This is a genomic window from Tsukamurella soli (genome assembly GCF_039541155.1).
GTDB classification, from domain to species: domain Bacteria; phylum Actinomycetota; class Actinomycetes; order Mycobacteriales; family Mycobacteriaceae; genus Tsukamurella; species Tsukamurella soli.
The window spans coordinates 15,984-33,283 of record NZ_BAABFR010000054.1 but is presented as its reverse complement, the minus strand read 5'-3'; the positions used below and the strand labels follow the sequence as shown (position 1 = coordinate 33,283).

The window sequence follows — 17,300 nt, the reverse complement described above, 5'->3', positions numbered from 1 at the left end:
CCGGGCAGCAGTGCGCCGAGCGCCCCGGCCTCCACGGCCCCCCGATCACCCGCCCGCCGCGGGATCCAGGCGAGCCGGGCATCCGTCGCATCCGCGAGGGCCGCGGCAGCGGTGAGCGCCCCGGGCGATCCGGCGAGCCGCTCGCCTACCAGGATCAGCGCTCCGGGTCGCGAGAGCCGCTCCGCGAGAGCCGGATCGGCGAGCGTATGCGCCTCCGCGCCCGGAGCACAGGCGATCAGCTCGCCGCCGAGACGGCCGAGGCCGCGTGAGGCGAAGGGGGCGATCGACAGCACCCGCAGCCGCTTCTGCGTCGCCTTGCGCAGCCGCAGGTGCAGGATCGGTGCCTCCTCCTCGGGCTCGAGCCCGGCCAGCAGCACAACGGGCGCGGCCTCCACGTCCGCGTACGTGACCTCGCGCACGCCCGCGACCCGGTCCGCCAGGAAGTCCGCCTCCTCGGCCGAGTGGTCGCGGATCCGGAAGTCGATGTCGTTGGTTCCCAGCACCACTCGTGCGAACGCGGCGTAGGCGTACAGGTCCTCGACGCTGCCCCGCCCGCCGGTGAGCACACCCGCGGCGGTGCCCGTGTGGCCGCTGGCGGCTGTACCTCTGAGGCCGCTCGCGGCCGCAGCGATCGCCTCCGGCCACGACGTCTCCACCAGGGCACCGTCGGCACCCCGCACCAGCGGCGCCGTGATCCGGTCGGCTGCGGCCGCATAGGCGAACGCCCAGCGACCCTTGTCGCAGTTCCACTCCTCGTTGACATCCGGGTCGTCGGCGGCCAGGCGCCGCAACACCTTCCCGCGTCGCTCGTCGACCCGCAGGCCGCAGCCGCTGGCGCAGTGCTCGCAGGCCGACGGTGTCGAGGTGAGGTCGAACGGCCGGGCCCGGAACCGGTACGCCGACGACGTGAGCGCCCCCACGGGGCAGATCTGCACCGTGTTGCCGGAGAAGTACGAGTCCAGCGGTTCGTCGCCGGCCACGCCCACCTGTTGCTGCGCACCGCGATCGAGGAGTTCGACGAACGGGTCACCGGCGATCTGATCCGAGAACCGGGTACAGCGGGCGCAGTTGACACACCGCTCGCGGTCGAGCAGCACCTCGGTCGACAGTGGGATCGGTGTGGGGAATGTGCGCTTGTCCGCCGCCGGGAACCGGCTCACCGTGCGGCCCGCGGTCATGGCCTGGTTCTGTAGCGGGCACTCGCCGCCCTTGTCGCAGACCGGGCAGTCGAGCGGGTGGTTCACCAGCAGCAGCTCCATCACGCTGCGCTGCGCCCGCGCCGCTGCGTCGGACGTGAACTGGGTGTGCACGACCATACCCTCGGTGACGGTGGTGGTGCAGGAGGCGAGCGGCTTGCGCTGCCCCTCCACATCGACCAGGCACTGCCGACACGCGCCGGCCGGAGCGAGCAGCGGGTGGTCGCAGAATCGGGGGATCGCAATACCCAGGCCCTCGGCGGCACGTATCACGAGAGTCCCTGGCGGAACGGCGATGTCGGCACCATCGATGGTGGCGTGCACGAGCTTCTCGTCCGCCCGGGCGTCCGGCGCGATGGTCATCGGGCACCTCCGCCAGTGGCGGGGACGGGCGCGAACCGCATCGAGGCAGTGGGGTCGAACGGGCAGCCGCCGTCGGTGACGTGGCGGACATATTCGTCACGGAAGTACTTGAGCGAGCTCTGGATCGGGCTCGCGGCACCGTCGCCGAGCGCGCAGAACGCCTTGCCCAGCACCCCGTCGGCGACGTCCGCGAGCACGTCCAGGTCGCCGGCGTCTCCCTCGCCGCGCTCGAGCCGGCGCAGCAGCCGCACCAACCAGTAGGTGCCCTCGCGGCAGGGTGTGCACTTGCCGCACGACTCGTGTGCATAGAACTCGGTCCAGCGCAACACCGCCCGCACCACACAGGTGGTCTCGTCGAAGATCTGCAGCGCCTTGGTGCCCAACATGGACCCCGCGGCGCCCACGCCCTCGTAGTCCAGCGGGACGTCGAGGTGGTCGGCCGTGAGCATCGGGGTCGACGACCCGCCGGGCGTCCAGAACTTCAGCCGATGTCCGGGCCGCACACCGCCCGCCAGGTCGAGGATCTCGCGCAGCGTCACGCCCAGCGGCGCCTCGTACTGGCCGGGCCGGGCGACGTGGCCGGACAGCGAGTACAGGGTGAAGCCGGGGGATTTCTCGCTGCCCATCGACCGGAACCACTCGACGCCGCGGCTCAGGATGGCGGGGACCGAGGAGATCGACTCGACGTTGTTGACGCACGTGGGCGACGCGTACAGGCCGGCGACCGCCGGGAACGGGGGACGCAGCCGGGGCTGTCCCCGTCGCCCCTCCAGCGAGTCGAGCAATGCTGTCTCCTCACCGCAGATGTACGCGCCGGCGCCGCCGTGCACCGTCAGCTCGAGCGTGAAGCCCGCGCCGTCGCCGGTCCCGCCGAGCGGAGCGCCGAGGTAGCCCGCCGCGTACGCCTCCGCGACGGCCGCGCGCAGGCGGCGCTGTACCCCCAACACCTCGCCCCGGATGTAGATGAAGGCATGCCGCGCGCGGATCGCGTAGGCCGCGATGATGGCGCCCTCCACGAGGGTGTGCGGCGTCGCGAACATCAGCGGCATGTCCTTGCAGGTGCCTGGCTCGGATTCGTCCGCGTTCACCACGAGGTAGTGCGGCTTGTCCGCACCGGGTTTGGGATCCTCGCCGGGCACGAGCTGTGGGATGAAGCTCCACTTCAACCCCGTCGGGAAGCCGGCGCCGCCGCGGCCGCGCAGCCCCGAGGCCTTGACGGTGTCGATCACCTCGCCCGGCGTCATGGCGAGCGCCCGGCGCAGGCCCTCGTAACCGCCTGCGGCGCGGTAGGAGTCGAGGGTCCACGGCTCCGGGTCGCCCCACCGGGCCGACAGGACGGGGGTGAGCGTCATGATCCTGCCTCTCCCTGCTCCGAGAGCACCGTGAGCCCGGCGAGCGTCGGCTTCCCGCCGACACCGGACGCAGACACCGCGCCGGGGCGCTCGTCTGTGAGACCCGCCAGGAGCCGGGCGGTCTCGCGGAAGGTGCACAGCGGCGCGCCACGCGTCGGTGCGGGCGGGGTGCCGGCGCGCAGGGCGTCGACCAGGGCTCGCGCTGACGCGGGCGTCTGGTCGTCGAAGAACTCCCAGTTGATCATGACGACCGGCGCGTAGTCGCACGCGGCGTTGCACTCGATGTGTTCGACGGTGACGCGGCCGTCGGTCGTGGTGCCGCCCGGTTCGATACCGAGGTGGTCGCAGAGCGTCTCGAGGATCGCGTCGCCGCCGAGCACCGCGCACAGCGTGGTGGTGCACACGCCCACCAGGTACTCGCCGGTGGGGCCGCGCCGGTACATCGAGTAGAAGGTCGCCACCGACAGCACCTCGGCCTCGGTGAGATCGACTGCCGCGGCACAGAACCGGATCCCGGCGGGAGTGATGTATCCGTCCTCGGCCTGCACCAGGTGCAGCAGCGGCAACAGCGCGGACCGCGGCTCGGGGTACCGGGCGATCAGCCGCGTTGCATCCGCGGTGAGCCGCTCGGTGACATCGGCGGCGTAGGACGTGGGCGCGCCGGGCCGGTACAGCTGCACCGACTCGTCCGCCCGGGCGCCGAGCACCAGCGGGATCGGCGCCGGCGAGTCGGGCTGCGGGGCGAAGGGCCGAGTCATCGGTCCACACCTCCCATCACGGGGTCGATGGAGGCGACGGCGGCGATGACGTCGGACACCATGCCGCCCTCGCACATCGCCGCCACCGCCTGCAGATTCGTGAAGCTGGGGTCCCGGAAGTGCACCCGATAGGGGCGGGTGCCGCCGTCCGAGACGGCGTGCACCAGCAGTTCGCCACGCGGGCACTCGATGGACGTCGCCACCTGCCCCGGTGGGACGGGGAAGCCCTCGGTGACGAGCTTGAAATGGTGGATCAGCGACTCCATGGACGTGCCCATGATCTCCGCGATGTGCTTGCGGGAGTTGCCCAGACCGTCGGGCCCGACCACCAGGTCGGCCGGCCAGCCGAGCTTGCCGTTCTCCACCATGACCGGCCCGGGCTGCAGCCGGTCGAGGCACTGCTCCACGATCTTCAGCGACTCGCTCATCTCGCGCACGCGGATCAGGTAGCGGCTGTAACAGTCGCAGCCCGTGTCGGTCTGCACGTCGAACTCGTAGGCCTCGTAGCCGCAGTAGGGCTCGGCGCGGCGCAGGTCGTGGGGGAGCCCCGTCGACCGCAGCATGGGTCCGGTGATGCCGAGCGCCATGCAGCCCGTGAGGTCGAGGTACCCGATGCCGCGGGTTCGGGCGATCCAGATCGGGTTCTCAGTGAGTAGGTCGGACATCCGGCGTAGCTGCGGCGGAAGTGTTTTCAGCAGCTCCCGGATCTTGGAGACGGCGTCGTCGGGTAGGTCGGTCGCGACCCCGCCGGGCCGGACGTACGCGTGGTTCATCCGTAGTCCGGTGACGGTCTCGAAGACGTCGAGGATCGACTCGCGCGCCTCGAAGCCGAACAGCATGGGGGATACCGCACCCAGCTCCATGCCGCCGGTCGCGAGGCACACGAGGTGGCTGGACACCCGGTTCAGCTCCATCAGCAGCACGCGGATCACGGTGGCGCGCTCCGGGATCTGCTCGGTGATCCCGAGCAGCTTCTCCACGGCCAGGCAGTACGCCGTCTCGTTGAACAGGGGCGCGAGGTAATCCATGCGGGTGACGAAGGTGGGCGCCTGCGACCACGTGCGGAACTCGAGGTTCTTCTCGATCCCGGTGTGCAGGAAGCCGATCCCGCACCGCGCCTCCTTGACGGTCTCGCCGTCCAGCTCCAGGATCAGGCGCATCACACCGTGCGTCGAAGGGTGTTGCGGGCCCATATTGACCACGATCCGTTCGTGGCCCTCGGCCTCCTTCGCCAGGTCCTCCCAGTCCTGGCCCATCGCGGTGAACGTCCCGGCCGTCACGAGTAGGCCCTCCGGTCGTCGGGCGGAGCGACGTCGGCGCCGCGGAACTCGACCCCGATCCCGCCGAGCGGGTAATCCTTACGCTGCGGGTGCCCCGACCAGTCGTCGGGCATCTCGATGCGGGTGAGCGACGGGTGGCCGTCGAAGACGATGCCGAAGAAGTCGTAGGTCTCCCGTTCGTGCCAGTCGACGGTGGGATACACGGAGAACAGCGACGGGACGTGCGGGTCGGCGTCCGGGCACGACACCTCGAGCCGGATCCGGCGGCCGTGCGTGATCGACAGCAGGTGCGTCACCGCCCGGAGCTCGGCGCCCGCGTCGTCCGGGTAGTGCACGCCGGACGTGCCGAGGCACAGCTCGAACCGCAGCTCGGGGTCGTCTCGCAGACGCCGCGCCACCTCCACCGAATGCTCCCGCGCGACCCGCAGCGTCACCTCGCCGCGGTACACGACGACCGCCTCGACCGCGGCAGGGTCCAGCCCCCGCGCGGCGGACAGGGCCAGGGCGACACCGTCGAACCCGGGCGGGAGGGGCTCGGAACCCGGCCCCGGCATGACGACCGGGCGTCGAATGCGGCCGTACCCCGACGTGTCGCCCGTCCTGCCGTCGCCGAACATGCCGCGGCGCGTGTGCACGACATCCGGCGCCACCGTGGGTTCGACGGTGGCGGGCACCTCGGGCTCGGGCCGATCGGGGGGTTCGCCGGTGGTCATCGCAGCAGCCCTTTGAGCTCGATGGTGGCGGGCGTCGCCAGCGCTGCGGCCTCGGCGCGGCGCCGGGCCTCCTCTCGGTGCACGCCGAGCGGCTCGCGCTGGATCTCGTCGTGCAGCGTGATCACCGCGTTGAGCAGCATCTCCGGCCGCGGCGGGCAGCCCGGCAGGTAGATGTCCACCGGCACCACGTGGTCCACGCCCTGCACCACCGCGTAGTTGTTGAACATGCCGCCCGAGCTGGCGCACACACCCATCGCGAGGACCCACTTCGGCTCGGCCATCTGGTCGTACACCTGACGCAGCACCGGCGCCATCTTCTGGCTGACGCGGCCCGCCACGATCATCAGGTCGGCCTGCCGGGGCGACGCGCGGAAGGCCTCCATGCCGAATCGCGCGATGTCGAAGCGCGGCCCGGTGGTGGCCATCATCTCGATCGCACAGCACGCGAGGCCGAACGTCGCCGGCCACAGCGAGCCCTTCCGCGCGTAGCCGGCGACCAGCTCGAGCGTCGATAGTAGGAATCCGCCGGGAACCTTCTCTTCTAGCCCCATGCCGGGCACCTCGTCAGTCCCACGAGAGCCCCCCGCGGCGCCATTCGTATGCGTAGGCGACGGTGACGTTCACCAGGAACAGGGCCATCGCCACGAAGCCGAACACACCGAGCGCGTCGAGGTGCACGGCCCAGGGGTAGAGGAACACGATCTCGATGTCGAAGACGATGAACAGCATCGCCGTCAAGTAGAACTTGATGGGGAAGCGGGCGCCGTCGGGAGGCCGCGGCGACGGATCGATGCCGCACTCGTACGCGGCGAGTTTGGCACGGTTGTGCCGACGCGGGCCGACGAAGCGGGCCACCCCGACGGAGAACACGGCGAAGGCCGACGCGATCGCCCCGAGGACGAGGATCGGCACGTAGGGGTTCACGGTCGCGCTCCTTCCGCAGCCCCGCTGCGGTGCGGCCCCGGTGGGCTGTGGGACCGCGTGAGCGGGATTCCCGACGGGCCAAGCCTTTAGGCTCGCCCGGCGTTATGTGAGCTGTGCCACAATCATAGGTCCGAAGTGCCCGAGGGGGTGGCGATCGCCGAATTCGGTCCGTGCGCAGGTCCGGGGTGCCGCTCGCGCAGAAGTCGCACGGCCGTCTCGGCCAGTTCGAAGGGATCGAGGGGACGCGCGACCGCGGCGTCGGCACGCGACCAGCGCGCGAGCCAGGCGTCGGCGGCACGCGCGGTGACCACGAGCAGCGGCGGGCAGGGATCGATCTCGTCGCGCAACTGGCGCGCCAGTCCCATTCCGCCGACGGGTGCGGCCTCGCCGTCCAGGATCACGAGATCGGCACCCTTGTGGTCGAGGATGGAGATGACGGTGGCGGCGGTCGCCGTCTCGGTCACCGTCACCTCGACGTCCGGGGCCGGGTGCGTGCCGAGCGCGCGAACGATCTCCGCGCGGTGTCCCGCGTGCGAGCTGTAGGCGAGGACCTGGAAGCCCCCGGCATCGTCCAGGGAGGCCATGCACCGACCATAGGACGGAGGCGGGCGGCGTGCCTGCGGTTTGGGCGGGGCGGCGCGTCCGACTGCGCACGCGTGGCGCATCCCACTAGGCTAGGCGCGGAGCGTCCATGACCCAAGAGGAGAAGCTCGTGTCCGAAATCATCCAGGTTGGTGCCCGCGAGATCCTCGACTCCCGTGGTAATCCCACGGTCGAGGTCGAGATCGCTCTGGCGGACGGTAGTTTCGCCCGAGCCGCGGTCCCGTCGGGGGCATCGACCGGCGAGCACGAGGCCGTCGAACTGCGGGACGGTGGCGAGCGCTACGGCGGCAAGGGGGTCACGAAGGCCGTCGACGCCGTGCTCGAGGTGATCGCGCCCGAGGTGATCGGCCTGCCGGCCGACGAGCAGCGCATCGTGGACCAGGTCCTGCTGGACCTCGACGGCACGCCGGACAAGGGCCGGCTCGGTGCCAACGCGCTGCTGGGCGTCTCGCTGGCCACTGCGCGCGCCGCGGCCGAGTCGGCCGCCCTGCCCCTGTTCCGCTATATCGGCGGCCCGAACGCGCACATCCTGCCGGTACCGATGATGAACATCCTCAACGGCGGCGCGCACGCCGACAGTGGTGTGGACGTCCAGGAGTTCATGGTCGCCCCGATCGGCGCGGAGACCTTCAAGGAGTCGCTGCGCTGGGGCGCCGAGGTGTACCACTCGCTCAAGTCGGTGCTCAAGAGCAAGGGTCTCGCGACCGGCCTCGGCGACGAGGGCGGGTTCGCGCCGTCCGTTGCCGGCACCAAGGAGGCGCTCGAGCTGATCTCCGAGGCGATCGCGAAGACCGGCCTCAAGCTGGGCACCGACGTGGGGCTTGCGCTCGACGTGGCCGCCACCGAGTTCTACACGGCCGGTGAGGGTTACAAGTTCGAGGGCGTGGTCCGTACCGCCGGCGAGATGGCCGCCTTCTACGAGCAGCTGCTCACCGAGTTCCCGCTGGTGTCGATCGAGGACCCGCTGTCGGAGGACGACTGGGACGGCTGGGTCGAGCTGACCGACGCCATCGGCGACAAGATCCAGGTGGTGGGCGACGACCTGTTCGTCACCAACCCCGATCGGATCGAGGAGGGCATCGCCAAGGGCGCCGCCAACGCGCTGCTGGTGAAGGTCAACCAGATCGGAACGCTCACCGAGACGCTGGACGCCGTGTCGCTGGCCCACAACAACGGCTACAAGACGATGATGAGCCATCGGTCCGGCGAGACCGAGGACACCACCATCGCGGACCTCGCCGTCGCCGTGGGCAGCGGGCAGATCAAGACCGGCGCCCCGGCCCGCTCCGAGCGTGTCGCGAAGTACAACCAGCTGCTGCGCATCGAGGAGGAGCTCGGCGAGGCGGCGCGCTTCGCCGGCGACACCGCCTTCCCGCGGTTCGAGTTCAGCTGATCCGACCGAGGTATCCGCGTCGGCATGGCGCGGGGTGAGGAGAGACACCCACGTGAGCAGAGTCGTCTCACGGCCGGGCGACGGCCGGAGTGTCCGCGACGCCAGGCGACGCGCCGAGTCGTCCGGCGCGAGGCGCGTCGTGATCCTGTTCGTCGTGGTGTGCCTACTCGGCCTCACCCTCGCCATGCCGGTGCGGACGTACCTGTCGCAGCGGTCACAGGCCGACCAGCTAGTCGCCGACCACAGCCGGTTGGTCGGCGAGATCGCGAAGCTCGAGCAGCAGAAGTCGTTGCAGTCCGACCCCGACTACGTCGAGGAGCAGGCGCGACTGCGGCTGCTGTACGTGATGCCGGGCGAGACCGCCTACCGCGTGCAGGTGCCCGGCGCGCCCGCACCGTCGCCCGCCGAGGCGGCGGCGAAGGTGTCACGGCAGAGCCCCTGGTACACGAACGTGTGGCGGTCGATCGCCGTGCCCCACTGATGGGTGCGGCCCGGATGGATCAGGCTCGGGGGGATCAGGCAGGCGTGGGCCAGACGGCGCCCGGCTCCGCGCCGAGCGCGGAGGATCTCGCCACCGTCGCCGCTCAGCTGGGAAGGGAACCCCGCGGCGTGCTGGCGATCGCGTACCGCACCCCGGACCGGGTGCCCGCCGTGGTGACCACAGCGCCGCGGCTGCCCGACGGCACGCCGTTTCCCACGCTCTTCTACCTCACCGACCCGCGGCTGACCGCGGAGGCCAGCCGCCTCGAGAGCGCCGGGGTGATGCGTCGGATGGAGGCGCTGCTGCGCTCCGATGCGGCTGTGGCGGCGAACTACCGCGCGGCGCACGAGGCGTTCCTCGCGGAGCGCAACGCCATCGAGGATCTCGGCACCGACTTCAGCGGTGGGGGCATGCCGGACCGCGTCAAATGCCTGCACGTACTGATCGCGTACGCGCTCGCGAAAGGGCCCGGCACCGTCTGGCTGGGTGACGAGGCCGTGGCGCTCGCCGGTGACGCCGGCCTGCGCGGTACGGCCGTCCCCGCGGACTGGCCGAGGGCCCGGGCCGGCTGGTACGAGACGGATCCGGAGACGCCCGGTGACAGGTGAGATCGTCGCCGCCGTCGACTGCGGGACCAACAGCATCCGCCTGCTCGTGTCGCGCGCGGACGCCGACGGTGCGCTCACCGACCTGACCCGCGAGATGCGGATCGTGCGGCTGGGGCAGGGCGTGGATGCCACTGGAGCGTTCGCCGCCGATGCGTTGGACCGCACCCGCGGCGCACTTACCGACTACGTGGCGACCGCGAAGTCCTTGGGCGCCACCAGGATCCGGATGGTTGCGACGTCGGCCACCCGGGATGCCCGCAACCGCGACGACTTCTTCGGCATGACCGCCGAGCTGCTCTCGACCGTGGTCCCCGGGGCTGTGGCCGAGGTGATCACCGGCGACGAGGAGGCGCGGCTGTCGTTCCGCGGCGCCGTCGCCGGCCTGGACGCCACCGACCCGGTGCTGGTGACGGACCTGGGTGGCGGGTCGACGGAACTGGTGTTGGGGACGGGGGCGTCGGGAGGGCGGCGGGTGACGGTGACCCACGCGTACTCCGCCGATATCGGTTGCGTGCGTCTCACCGAGCGGGCTCTGCACAGCGACCCGCCCACCGACCGCGAGGTCGACCGCGCGCGTGGCATCGCCGCCGCCGAGCTCGACACCGCAGCGCACCGGGTTCCGCTGGGGAGTGCGCGCACCTGGGTGGGCGTCGCCGGCACATTCACCACGCTCGCTGCGCTCGCACACGGGCTCACCGAGTACGACCCGGTGCGCATCCACCGTTCGAAGGTGCCTATCGAGCAGCTGATCTCCCTGTGCCGCAGGCTGATCGGGATGACGTCGGCCGAGCGGGCGGAGCTGGGGCCGATGCACCCGGGGCGCGCAGACGTGATCGGTGGAGGTGCGCTCGTGGCGTTGCTGCTGGCTCAGCGGCTGGCCGCTGCGGGTGTCGCGGACCTGGTCGTGAGCGAGCACGACATCCTCGACGGCGTGGCCATGGGCCTGCTCTCGAAGAGTTAACCCGCTGTTGACAATCTCACAGCCTGCTTGTATCCCATACGGAGGATGGTGGAGTTAGCTTTAATCAACCCCAGATTAAGGAGCTGACATGCAGAACATCGTAGTTGTGCTTGACGGTACGGAGCACACCGCTGCACTGGTTGCTGAGCTGACGTCTGCGGGTGCGCAGGTCACCGCTATCGGACAGAACTTTCGCGAGGTCGTCGCAGTGATGAATCACGGGGTGTATCCCCTGGTCGCGGACCTCGCCGATCCCGAGCAGTGGCCGATAGTCGTCGCCCGCGTCGAAGCCCGCTTCGGTGCCGTCACCGAGGTGATCGACCCGGCCGACCGCCTCGCCGCACGTACTGCGGCCTGATTCATTCCGCGGGCGCGGCTGTGGCCGCCCCGTCCGCAGCTGCATCGCGTCGCTTTCCCGGCGTGGGTCGTACGCGACTCCGCGACCGAGCAGCATCGTCTCGACGTCGTGTCGGTCGGCCGAGACATCCCCTCGTAGTGCGGTCTTCGTCCTCGATGTGCCCCGCCGATGCCTCGCGGGCAACAGGCATGATGGGTTCCCCGGCGAGGCCGACGATGGCGGTCCCGCCCGCCGGGCTGATTTACCCCGACAGCGCAGACTCCGGGGTGAACCGCGCCGGATGTGGTGCGGCTACTTGGCCTTCCACTGGTAGCTGCTGCCGTTCTTCTCACACTTGATCTTCTTGCCCTGGTAGGTGGCGGTGTTGCCGGAGTCCTTCTTGGCGCAGAAGCGGCCGGGAACCGGGGTGCCGGCCGCGTGCGCGGCGGCCATCGGGACGGCAGAGACGGCGAGGGCGGTGAACACGGCGAAAGCGCTGCGGCGAAGTGAGGTCATGCGGGGGACTGTAATGGACCCGATCGGCGAATGCGCAGATAGTGAAAAGTATTACGTGATGTTAGGAACAGTTGCAAAGCTTATCTCCTCGGCCATGCCTCGAGAAGTTCGATAGCGGTCAGGACCTCGGTCGAATCGGCCCGATCCTGACATCTGTGTCCATACGCGCGCGGATAGACCGCGATTGTGACCGTGGGGCCGCGAGGGCGCGGTTATACCCCGACACAAGTCCAGTGCGTCGCCGTCCCCACCACAGGTCGCCGTCCCCACCGGAGGTCGTGCGTTCGGTAGGGATCCGGACGCGACGTGGGGCGAGCGACTTTCGATAGGGGAACGGCGGCTGCGGGTCTCGATCAGCGCTGTACGGCCTTGGCCACGCTGATGCATCGGGTTATCCAGTCCTGCTCGTCGGCATCGAGGGCGCGGTCGCCGCGCCTGGCGTCCTCGACCGTCCAGTGTGCGCTGAGCACCATCCGTACGATCACCCAATCGCGGGTGCGGTCTTCGTCGAATCCCGCCGCCTCGATCACCGTGTAGAAGCGCCGCTGGATCGATTGGCGCAGGTAGCCCTCCATCTCGTCCCAGCGGTTCCACAGCAGCGGTGCCACTTCGTAGTGCGGGTCGCCGGACATCGGCTTCGGGTCGATAGCGAGCCAGGGCTCACGGTCACCGGCGAGGACGTTCGCGTAGTGCAGGTCGCCGTGGACCACGCGGCCGACCGACTGCGGATCGGCTACGAACTCACGACCGCGCTGCACCGCCTGGTCGATGAGGCGACGCGGCACAGGGACCTCGCGGGCGTCGCGCTGCAGCGCGTCGAGCCAGCGCTCGAGCAGGCCCGTCAGCGGGTGCAGCCGGGCGGGCGCCGGGCGGTGGAGGCGCGGGTACAGCCCTGCCACGATCTCACACGCCTGTAGGTCCCACTCCTCGGTGAGGTCGCGGTGCTGCAACTTCTCGAGCAGCATCACACGTCGGGCGGGGTCGGCGCGATACATGCGCACGGCACCGTCGCCCGCCCAGAGCGTGAGCGCTAGATGCTCGTGCTCGGACTCCCGGTCACCGTCGAACGCGGCCTTGAGCACCGCTTCGGTGCCGTCCGTGCGGCGGACCGGCAGCACCAGGGATGCGTGGCCGTGGAGTGGTTCGCCGTCTCGCTGGAGTTCCCATTCGCGCAGTACGCCGTCGCATAGGCGAGGGAGGCGGTCCAGCCAGGACGCCCAGTCGGGGCCCAGGCGGCGTCGTTCGTCGAGGCCGGCCGGGATGTCCACGTCGGCCAGCGTAGGCGGTCCGTGGATCCGCAGTGCCCCCACAGGGATTCGAACCCTGACTGGACCGATTTTAAGTCGGCTGCCTCTGCCGGTTGGGCTATGGGGGCGACGGGGATGAGCCTAGGGCACGCCGCGGAGCGGCAGCCGGACGCACGCGGCGTCAATGTGGGTTGACAGATCAGGCGTGTCAACCTAGATTGACAGCGTGAGCTCACCACACACCCTCATCGATTCGGCGGCCTCCGAGGATCCGGCGCAGGGGCTGCGGGCGGTCGTCGCCCTCCGCAGGCTCGCGGATCAACTCGAGGCGGTTCAGGTTGCCAACGCCCGGCGGCTCGGCTGGTCGTGGCAGGACATCGCTCGGCACCTCGACGTGACCCGGCAGGCCGTCCACAAGAAATACGGAAAGTAGGCACTGCAATGTTCGAACGATTCACTCGGGAGGCGCGGGCGGCCGTCGTCCTCGCGCAGGAGGAGGCGCGCGACCAGGGCGCCGACCGGATCACCGCGACCCACCTGCTGCTCGGCGTCCTCACCGGACCGCCGGCCGATGCGCAGCGCCTCCTTGAAGGAACCGGAGTCACCGTCGACGGTGTCCGGGCGGGCGCGGGCGATCGGGTTCTGACCGACACCGACGCCGAGGCTCTGCGTGGCATCGGTATCGACCTGGATGCGGTGGCCGCGGCGGTGGCACGCCGATTCGGCGCCGACATCCGGCGGCCGGTCCGCAAGCGGTTCCGTGCCGGCCACATCCCATTCGACACGGGCGCCAAGAAATCGCTGGAAGTCGCGGTGCGGAATGCCGTCGCGCACGGCGACAGGTCGATCCGCGCCGAGCACGTGCTGTTCGGCATCGCCTCCTGCGACGACGCGTCGGTGTACGCGACGATCGAGACGATGGTTCCGCTCGCGGATCTGCGCTCCCGGGTCGAGGCGCTGCTCCGGCCCGCTGCCTGAAACGGAGGTACGGTCGCGGGAACTCTGCCGGCTCGCCACACGTTGGGTAAGGTGTTGGTAAAGAAAACTCGACTCGGGCGTCTCGAAACGCGCGTGTCGGGCGGGAACCCGTTGGGGCTCGGCGTTCGTTGAGCAGAATGAGAGCGATACCTCCGGGGGCGCCTACCAGGCGGCCCCTCCTAGAAAGGACCGAAGGTGCGGGAGAGCAGTAACCCGGTGCTCCGCAATCTTGTGCGCGGCAACCGACAGCAACAGGCCGGTGGCCAGCAGGCGCCCGGCTATCAGCAGGGATACCCCGGGCAGGCATACCCCGGCAGCGGCTACCCGCAGGGATACCAGGGGGCCGCGAACTTCGGTGCGGGCGCTGCCGGCATGGCCCAGGGCATGCAGTGGCAGCAGGGCCAGCAGCCGTACGTCCAGCAGCCGCCGGCCACCGGCGCGCGTGCGATAACCGTCGACGATGTGGTCACCAAGACCGCAGCGACGCTCGGCGTGGTGATCCTGTTCGCGATCGCGGCCTACGCGGCGATCGCCGTGACCTCGTCCGACGGCAGCTACCCGCTGGCCATGCCGCTGATGGCGATCGGCGGCATCGGTGGCTTCGTCCTGGTGATGATCGCGAGCTTCGGTCGCAAGTCCGACAGCGCTCCGATCGTGCTGAGTTACGCGGCCTTCGAGGGGCTGTTCGTGGGCTCCATCAGCTACGTCTTCGGAAACCTCGTTGTCCAGGGCGTCAACGCGGGCTCGCTGATCGCGCAGGCCGTGCTCGGCACGGTCGGCGTGTTCGTGGGCATGCTGGTGGTCTACAAGACCGGCGCGATCCGCGTCACCCCGCGCTTCACACGCATGATGGTGGCGGCGATCTTCGGAGTCCTGGCGCTCGCGCTGGGCAACCTGGTGATCAGCCTGTTCACGCACGACGGTGGCCCGCTGCGCAACGGCGGCACGCTGTCGATCGTCTTCTCGCTCGTGTGCATCGGGATCGCGGCGTTCAGCTTCCTGATCGACTTCGACCAGGCCGATCAGCTGATCCGGGCGGGCGCACCGTCGAAGGCGGCGTGGGGCGTGGCACTCGGCCTCACCGTCACGCTGGTGTGGCTCTACATCGAGATCCTGCGCCTGCTGAGCTACCTGTACGACAGGTAGCTGCTAGGACGTGTGTGACTCCAGCGGATCCGTGTGATCCATGGGGTCCGGGCGGACGCCTCGCATCGCGCGCACGACGCGCGTTGTGAGGCGTTCCTCGTCTCGGGGGGCGACGGGCTCCGGGCCGGGGACCGGTTCCTTCTGTTCGCCGACGCCCTCCAGCACGGCGGGCAGGAGTTCCTCCGCGGCGAGGGCGTAACCCTCGGCCGACGGATGGAAGTGGTCGGCCGACAGCATTCGCTCCGGGGCCTGGAGGAACTGCGTCGCCAACAGGCTGAGCGGAACGGGACGCCCGCCCGCCGCCTTCACATGCGCCCGCTGCCGCGCCGCAAGGCGCAGCCCGTAGCGGCGGATCAGCGACCGCAATGGCTGCGGGATCGCGGAGATCACACCGATGTCGGGGCACGTGCCCACTACGACGGCCGACCCCTCCGCGCGTAGCTTGCGCACGCCCCGGCCCAGCCGACGCGCGGACGCCTCGATGCCGTTCATCGCCGTGACGTCGTTGGCGCCGATCAGGATCACCGCCACCGTCGGCGGGGGGCCGGCGACCAGCATCGCGTCGATCTGCCCGCCGAGACCGCGCGACGTGGCCCCGACGATCGCCTTGGTCGACAGTTGCACGCGCTGCCCCGTCGCCTCCGCGACACCGCGCGCGAGCCGCACCCCGGGTGTCTCCTCGGCGTCGTTGCAACCGAGGCCGCACGCCGTCGAATCACCGAAGATCATCAGCCGGATCGCCGCCGGATGCGCGGCGCTGAGCCGCTCGACGGAGTGCTGGCCGGGTATGTACACGCCGTCCTTCGACGGTGCCCTGTCGGTCCGATGTGGGATCACCGTCCGCGCTTGCTTCGCCTGCTCCGTCAAGAACGTGTACACCGCCCACGTCATCCCGGCCCCGCCAGCCGCGGCGACGGACGCGCGTACGGCGTCTCGCGCCGCTCGCCCCCGCGTATATCCCATACGCCCAATCTAACCGTGGTGGCTGGGGAATCGTCTGTGCAGCACCGGGCCCGAACGGATCGGCTCGATGGGGGATGGGACGATGGATGCATGCGCATCGCAGGACATGTATCCGAGCTGATCGGCGACACCCCGCTCGTCCGCCTCAATTCCGTCGTGGCGCCGGGTTCCGGGCTCGTGGCGGCCAAGATCGAATACCTCAACCCCGGCGGCAGCAGCAAGGACCGTATCGCGGTCAAGATGATCGACGCCGCGGAGGCGTCCGGTGAGCTGAAGCCCGGCGGCACCATCGTCGAGCCCACGTCCGGAAACACCGGCGTCGGCCTCGCGCTCGTGGCGCAGCAGCGCGGCTACGACTGCGTGTTCGTGTGCCCCGACAAGGTCAGTGAGGACAAGCGGAACGTGTTGCGCGCCTACGGCGCCGAGGTCGTGGTGTGCCCGACCGCTGTGCCGCCCGAGCACCCCGACTCGTACTACAACGTCTCCGACAGGCTCACCCGCGAGATCCCGGGCGCCTGGAAGCCCAACCAGTACTCCAACCCCAACGGCCCGGCGTCGCATTACGAGACCACCGGTCCCGAGATCTGGCGCGACACCGAGGGGAAGGTCACCCACTTCGTGGCCGGCGTCGGCACCGGCGGCACCATCACGGGCACCGGCCGCTACCTGAAAGAGGTCTCGAACGGAGCGGTCAAGGTGGTCGGCGCCGACCCCGAGGGCTCCGTCTACTCGGGTGGCACCGGCAGGCCGTACCTGGTCGAGGGCGTGGGTGAGGACTTCTGGCCCGAGGCATACGACCCCACGATCCCCGACGAGATCATCGCGGTCTCCGACGCCGACTCGTTCGACATGACCCGCCGGCTGGCCCGCGAGGAGGGGCTGCTGGTGGGCGGCTCGTGCGGGATGGCGGTCGTGGCCGCCTTGCGCGTCGCGGAGCGCGACCCGGACGCCGTCGTCGTGGTGTTGCTGCCCGACGGTGGCCGCGGCTACCTGTCGAAGATCTTCAACGACAAGTGGATGAGCAGCTACGGGTTCCTGCGAAGCCCCATGGACGCGAAGGCCCCTGAGGCGCTGGTCGGCGACGTGCTGCGCGGCAAATCCGGCGAGCTTCCCGACCTCGTGCATACGCACCCGTCGGAGACCATCCGCGACGCGATCGAGATCCTCGGCGAGTACAACGTCTCGCAGATGCCGGTGGTGGGTGCCGAGCCGCCGATCATGGCCGGGGAGGTTGCCGGCGCCGTCACCGAGCGTGAGCTGCTCTCGGCGGTATTCGAGGGCCGGGCGTCGCTCGCGGACCCCGTGAGCAAGCACATGGGGCCCGCGTTCCCGCTGATCGGAGCGGGCGAGCCCATCAACGTGGCCATGACCGCGCTCGGTGAGTCCGACGCACTCATGGTGGTCGACGACGGCAAGCCGGTGGGTGTCATCACCCGGCACGACGTACTCGGATTCATCTCGCACGGGAAGAAGTAGGTACC

20 protein-coding genes and 1 tRNA gene are annotated in these 17,300 nt (G+C 70.1%); 9 read left to right on the top strand and 12 right to left on the bottom strand.

The window, feature by feature from the left end; genetic code table 11:
- The 8 genes from ABD908_RS16475 to ABD908_RS16440 form a co-directional block, all read right to left on the bottom strand.
- On the bottom strand, positions 1 to 1,559 hold a 1,559-nt coding region (locus ABD908_RS16475), incomplete at its 3' end, for an NADH-quinone oxidoreductase subunit G (protein WP_344997854.1).
- The gene (nuoF, locus tag ABD908_RS16470) at positions 1,556 to 2,911 is read right to left on the bottom strand and encodes an NADH-quinone oxidoreductase subunit NuoF (RefSeq protein WP_344997852.1); all 1,356 of its coding nucleotides are present in this window, start codon (positions 2,909 to 2,911) and stop codon (positions 1,556 to 1,558) included. The genes ABD908_RS16475 and nuoF, both read right to left, overlap by 4 nt.
- Complete coding sequence (gene nuoE / locus ABD908_RS16465) at positions 2,908 to 3,669, bottom strand: NADH-quinone oxidoreductase subunit NuoE (RefSeq protein ID WP_344997850.1); 762 nt, start codon at positions 3,667 to 3,669, stop codon at positions 2,908 to 2,910. The genes nuoF and nuoE overlap by 4 nt, the downstream gene beginning before the upstream one ends.
- Positions 3,666 to 4,925, bottom strand: a complete 1,260-nt coding sequence (locus tag ABD908_RS16460; RefSeq protein WP_344997861.1) for an NADH-quinone oxidoreductase subunit D — start codon at positions 4,923 to 4,925, stop codon at positions 3,666 to 3,668. The genes nuoE and ABD908_RS16460 overlap by 4 nt, the downstream gene beginning before the upstream one ends.
- Before the next feature lie 20 nt (positions 4,926 to 4,945).
- A complete protein-coding gene (locus ABD908_RS16455; protein ID WP_425584390.1) occupies positions 4,946 to 5,662 on the bottom strand; it encodes an NADH-quinone oxidoreductase subunit C in 717 nt (238 codons plus the stop codon).
- Positions 5,659 to 6,213: a NuoB/complex I 20 kDa subunit family protein gene (locus ABD908_RS16450; protein WP_344997848.1), complete on the bottom strand. Its 555-nt coding sequence runs from the start codon at positions 6,211 to 6,213 to the stop codon at positions 5,659 to 5,661. Before ABD908_RS16450 ends, ABD908_RS16455 begins: the two co-directional genes overlap by 4 nt.
- Before the next feature lie 13 nt (positions 6,214 to 6,226).
- On the bottom strand, positions 6,227 to 6,586 hold the full coding sequence (locus ABD908_RS16445; RefSeq protein WP_344997846.1) for an NADH-quinone oxidoreductase subunit A: 360 nt from the start codon (positions 6,584 to 6,586) through the stop codon (positions 6,227 to 6,229).
- Positions 6,587 to 6,708: 122 nt separating this feature from the next.
- Positions 6,709 to 7,170 carry a DNA-binding transcriptional response regulator gene (locus tag ABD908_RS16440; protein ID WP_344997844.1) on the bottom strand — a complete coding sequence of 154 codons (462 nt, stop codon included), beginning with the start codon at positions 7,168 to 7,170 and terminating at the stop codon, positions 6,709 to 6,711.
- Between the two features lie 128 nt (positions 7,171 to 7,298).
- On the opposite strand from ABD908_RS16440, the gene eno reads away from it, so the two are divergent.
- From eno to ABD908_RS16415, 5 genes are all read left to right on the top strand, one after another.
- Entirely contained in the window at positions 7,299 to 8,582 is a 1,284-nt protein-coding gene (gene eno, locus ABD908_RS16435) for a phosphopyruvate hydratase (protein WP_344997842.1), read from the top strand.
- Between the two features lie 52 nt (positions 8,583 to 8,634).
- Positions 8,635 to 9,063: an FtsB family cell division protein gene (locus ABD908_RS16430; protein ID WP_344997840.1), complete on the top strand. Its 429-nt coding sequence runs from the start codon at positions 8,635 to 8,637 to the stop codon at positions 9,061 to 9,063.
- Between the two features lie 14 nt (positions 9,064 to 9,077).
- On the top strand, positions 9,078 to 9,671 hold the full coding sequence (locus ABD908_RS16425; RefSeq protein ID WP_344997839.1) for a DUF501 domain-containing protein: 594 nt from the start codon (positions 9,078 to 9,080) through the stop codon (positions 9,669 to 9,671).
- Positions 9,661 to 10,632, top strand: a complete 972-nt coding sequence (locus tag ABD908_RS16420) for a Ppx/GppA phosphatase family protein (RefSeq protein ID WP_344997837.1) — start codon at positions 9,661 to 9,663, stop codon at positions 10,630 to 10,632. Before ABD908_RS16425 ends, ABD908_RS16420 begins: the two co-directional genes overlap by 11 nt.
- A gap of 88 nt (positions 10,633 to 10,720) precedes the next feature.
- Positions 10,721 to 10,990, top strand: a complete 270-nt coding sequence (locus ABD908_RS16415; protein ID WP_344997835.1) for a hypothetical protein — start codon at positions 10,721 to 10,723, stop codon at positions 10,988 to 10,990.
- Between the two features lie 291 nt (positions 10,991 to 11,281).
- Here ABD908_RS16415 and ABD908_RS16410 read toward each other — a convergent pair whose 3' ends face one another.
- The 3 genes from ABD908_RS16410 to ABD908_RS16400 form a co-directional block, all read right to left on the bottom strand.
- On the bottom strand, positions 11,282 to 11,485 hold the full coding sequence (locus ABD908_RS16410) for a hypothetical protein (protein WP_344997833.1): 204 nt from the start codon (positions 11,483 to 11,485) through the stop codon (positions 11,282 to 11,284).
- 353 nt (positions 11,486 to 11,838) lie between these two features.
- Entirely contained in the window at positions 11,839 to 12,753 is a 915-nt protein-coding gene (locus ABD908_RS16405; protein ID WP_344997831.1) for an aminoglycoside phosphotransferase family protein, read from the bottom strand.
- 33 nt (positions 12,754 to 12,786) lie between these two features.
- Positions 12,787 to 12,860 (bottom strand) — tRNA-Leu (locus ABD908_RS16400).
- Positions 12,861 to 12,958: 98 nt separating this feature from the next.
- Here ABD908_RS16400 and ABD908_RS16395 point away from each other — a divergent pair.
- The 3 genes from ABD908_RS16395 (at position 12,959) to ABD908_RS16385 (ending at position 14,856) form a co-directional block, all read left to right on the top strand.
- Positions 12,959 to 13,165 (top strand): RNA polymerase subunit sigma-70, encoded by a 207-nt coding sequence (locus ABD908_RS16395; protein WP_344997829.1) that lies wholly within the window; start codon positions 12,959 to 12,961, stop codon positions 13,163 to 13,165.
- A gap of 8 nt (positions 13,166 to 13,173) precedes the next feature.
- Positions 13,174 to 13,710, top strand: coding sequence for a Clp protease N-terminal domain-containing protein (locus ABD908_RS16390; protein ID WP_344997827.1), 537 nt, complete (start codon positions 13,174 to 13,176; stop codon positions 13,708 to 13,710).
- Between the two features lie 195 nt (positions 13,711 to 13,905).
- A complete protein-coding gene (locus ABD908_RS16385; protein ID WP_344997825.1) occupies positions 13,906 to 14,856 on the top strand; it encodes a Bax inhibitor-1/YccA family protein in 951 nt (316 codons plus the stop codon).
- Positions 14,857 to 14,859: 3 nt separating this feature from the next.
- On the opposite strand, the gene ABD908_RS16380 is transcribed toward ABD908_RS16385, so the two are convergent.
- Positions 14,860 to 15,819 carry an SGNH/GDSL hydrolase family protein gene (locus tag ABD908_RS16380; RefSeq protein WP_344997823.1) on the bottom strand — a complete coding sequence of 320 codons (960 nt, stop codon included), beginning with the start codon at positions 15,817 to 15,819 and terminating at the stop codon, positions 14,860 to 14,862.
- Between the two features lie 90 nt (positions 15,820 to 15,909).
- Between ABD908_RS16380 and ABD908_RS16375 the strand changes: the two genes are divergently transcribed.
- Entirely contained in the window at positions 15,910 to 17,295 is a 1,386-nt protein-coding gene (locus ABD908_RS16375) for a cystathionine beta-synthase (protein WP_344997821.1), read from the top strand.
- Positions 17,296 to 17,300 lie beyond the last annotated feature (5 nt).

Excerpts from the sequence above, each read along its gene's own strand:
- nuoF (WP_344997852.1), bottom strand. The coding sequence starts at position 2,911 with ATGACGCTCACCCCCGTCCTGTCGGCCCGGTGGGGCGACCCGGAGCCG.
- ABD908_RS16375 (WP_344997821.1), top strand. The coding sequence starts at position 15,910 with ATGCGCATCGCAGGACATGTATCCGAGCTGATCGGCGACACCCCGCTC.
- ABD908_RS16425 (WP_344997839.1), top strand. The coding sequence starts at position 9,078 with ATGGATCAGGCTCGGGGGGATCAGGCAGGCGTGGGCCAGACGGCGCCC.
- ABD908_RS16450 (WP_344997848.1), bottom strand. The coding sequence starts at position 6,213 with ATGGGGCTAGAAGAGAAGGTTCCCGGCGGATTCCTACTATCGACGCTC.
- ABD908_RS16380 (WP_344997823.1), bottom strand. The coding sequence starts at position 15,819 with ATGGGATATACGCGGGGGCGAGCGGCGCGAGACGCCGTACGCGCGTCC.
- ABD908_RS16410 (WP_344997833.1), bottom strand. The coding sequence starts at position 11,485 with ATGACCTCACTTCGCCGCAGCGCTTTCGCCGTGTTCACCGCCCTCGCC.
- ABD908_RS16440 (WP_344997844.1), bottom strand. The coding sequence starts at position 7,170 with ATGGCCTCCCTGGACGATGCCGGGGGCTTCCAGGTCCTCGCCTACAGC.
- ABD908_RS16455 (WP_425584390.1), bottom strand. The coding sequence starts at position 5,662 with ATGACCACCGGCGAACCCCCCGATCGGCCCGAGCCCGAGGTGCCCGCC.
- nuoE (WP_344997850.1), bottom strand. The coding sequence starts at position 3,669 with ATGACTCGGCCCTTCGCCCCGCAGCCCGACTCGCCGGCGCCGATCCCG.
- ABD908_RS16415 (WP_344997835.1), top strand. The coding sequence starts at position 10,721 with ATGCAGAACATCGTAGTTGTGCTTGACGGTACGGAGCACACCGCTGCA.
- ABD908_RS16390 (WP_344997827.1), top strand. The coding sequence starts at position 13,174 with ATGTTCGAACGATTCACTCGGGAGGCGCGGGCGGCCGTCGTCCTCGCG.
- ABD908_RS16460 (WP_344997861.1), bottom strand. The coding sequence starts at position 4,925 with ATGGGCCAGGACTGGGAGGACCTGGCGAAGGAGGCCGAGGGCCACGAA.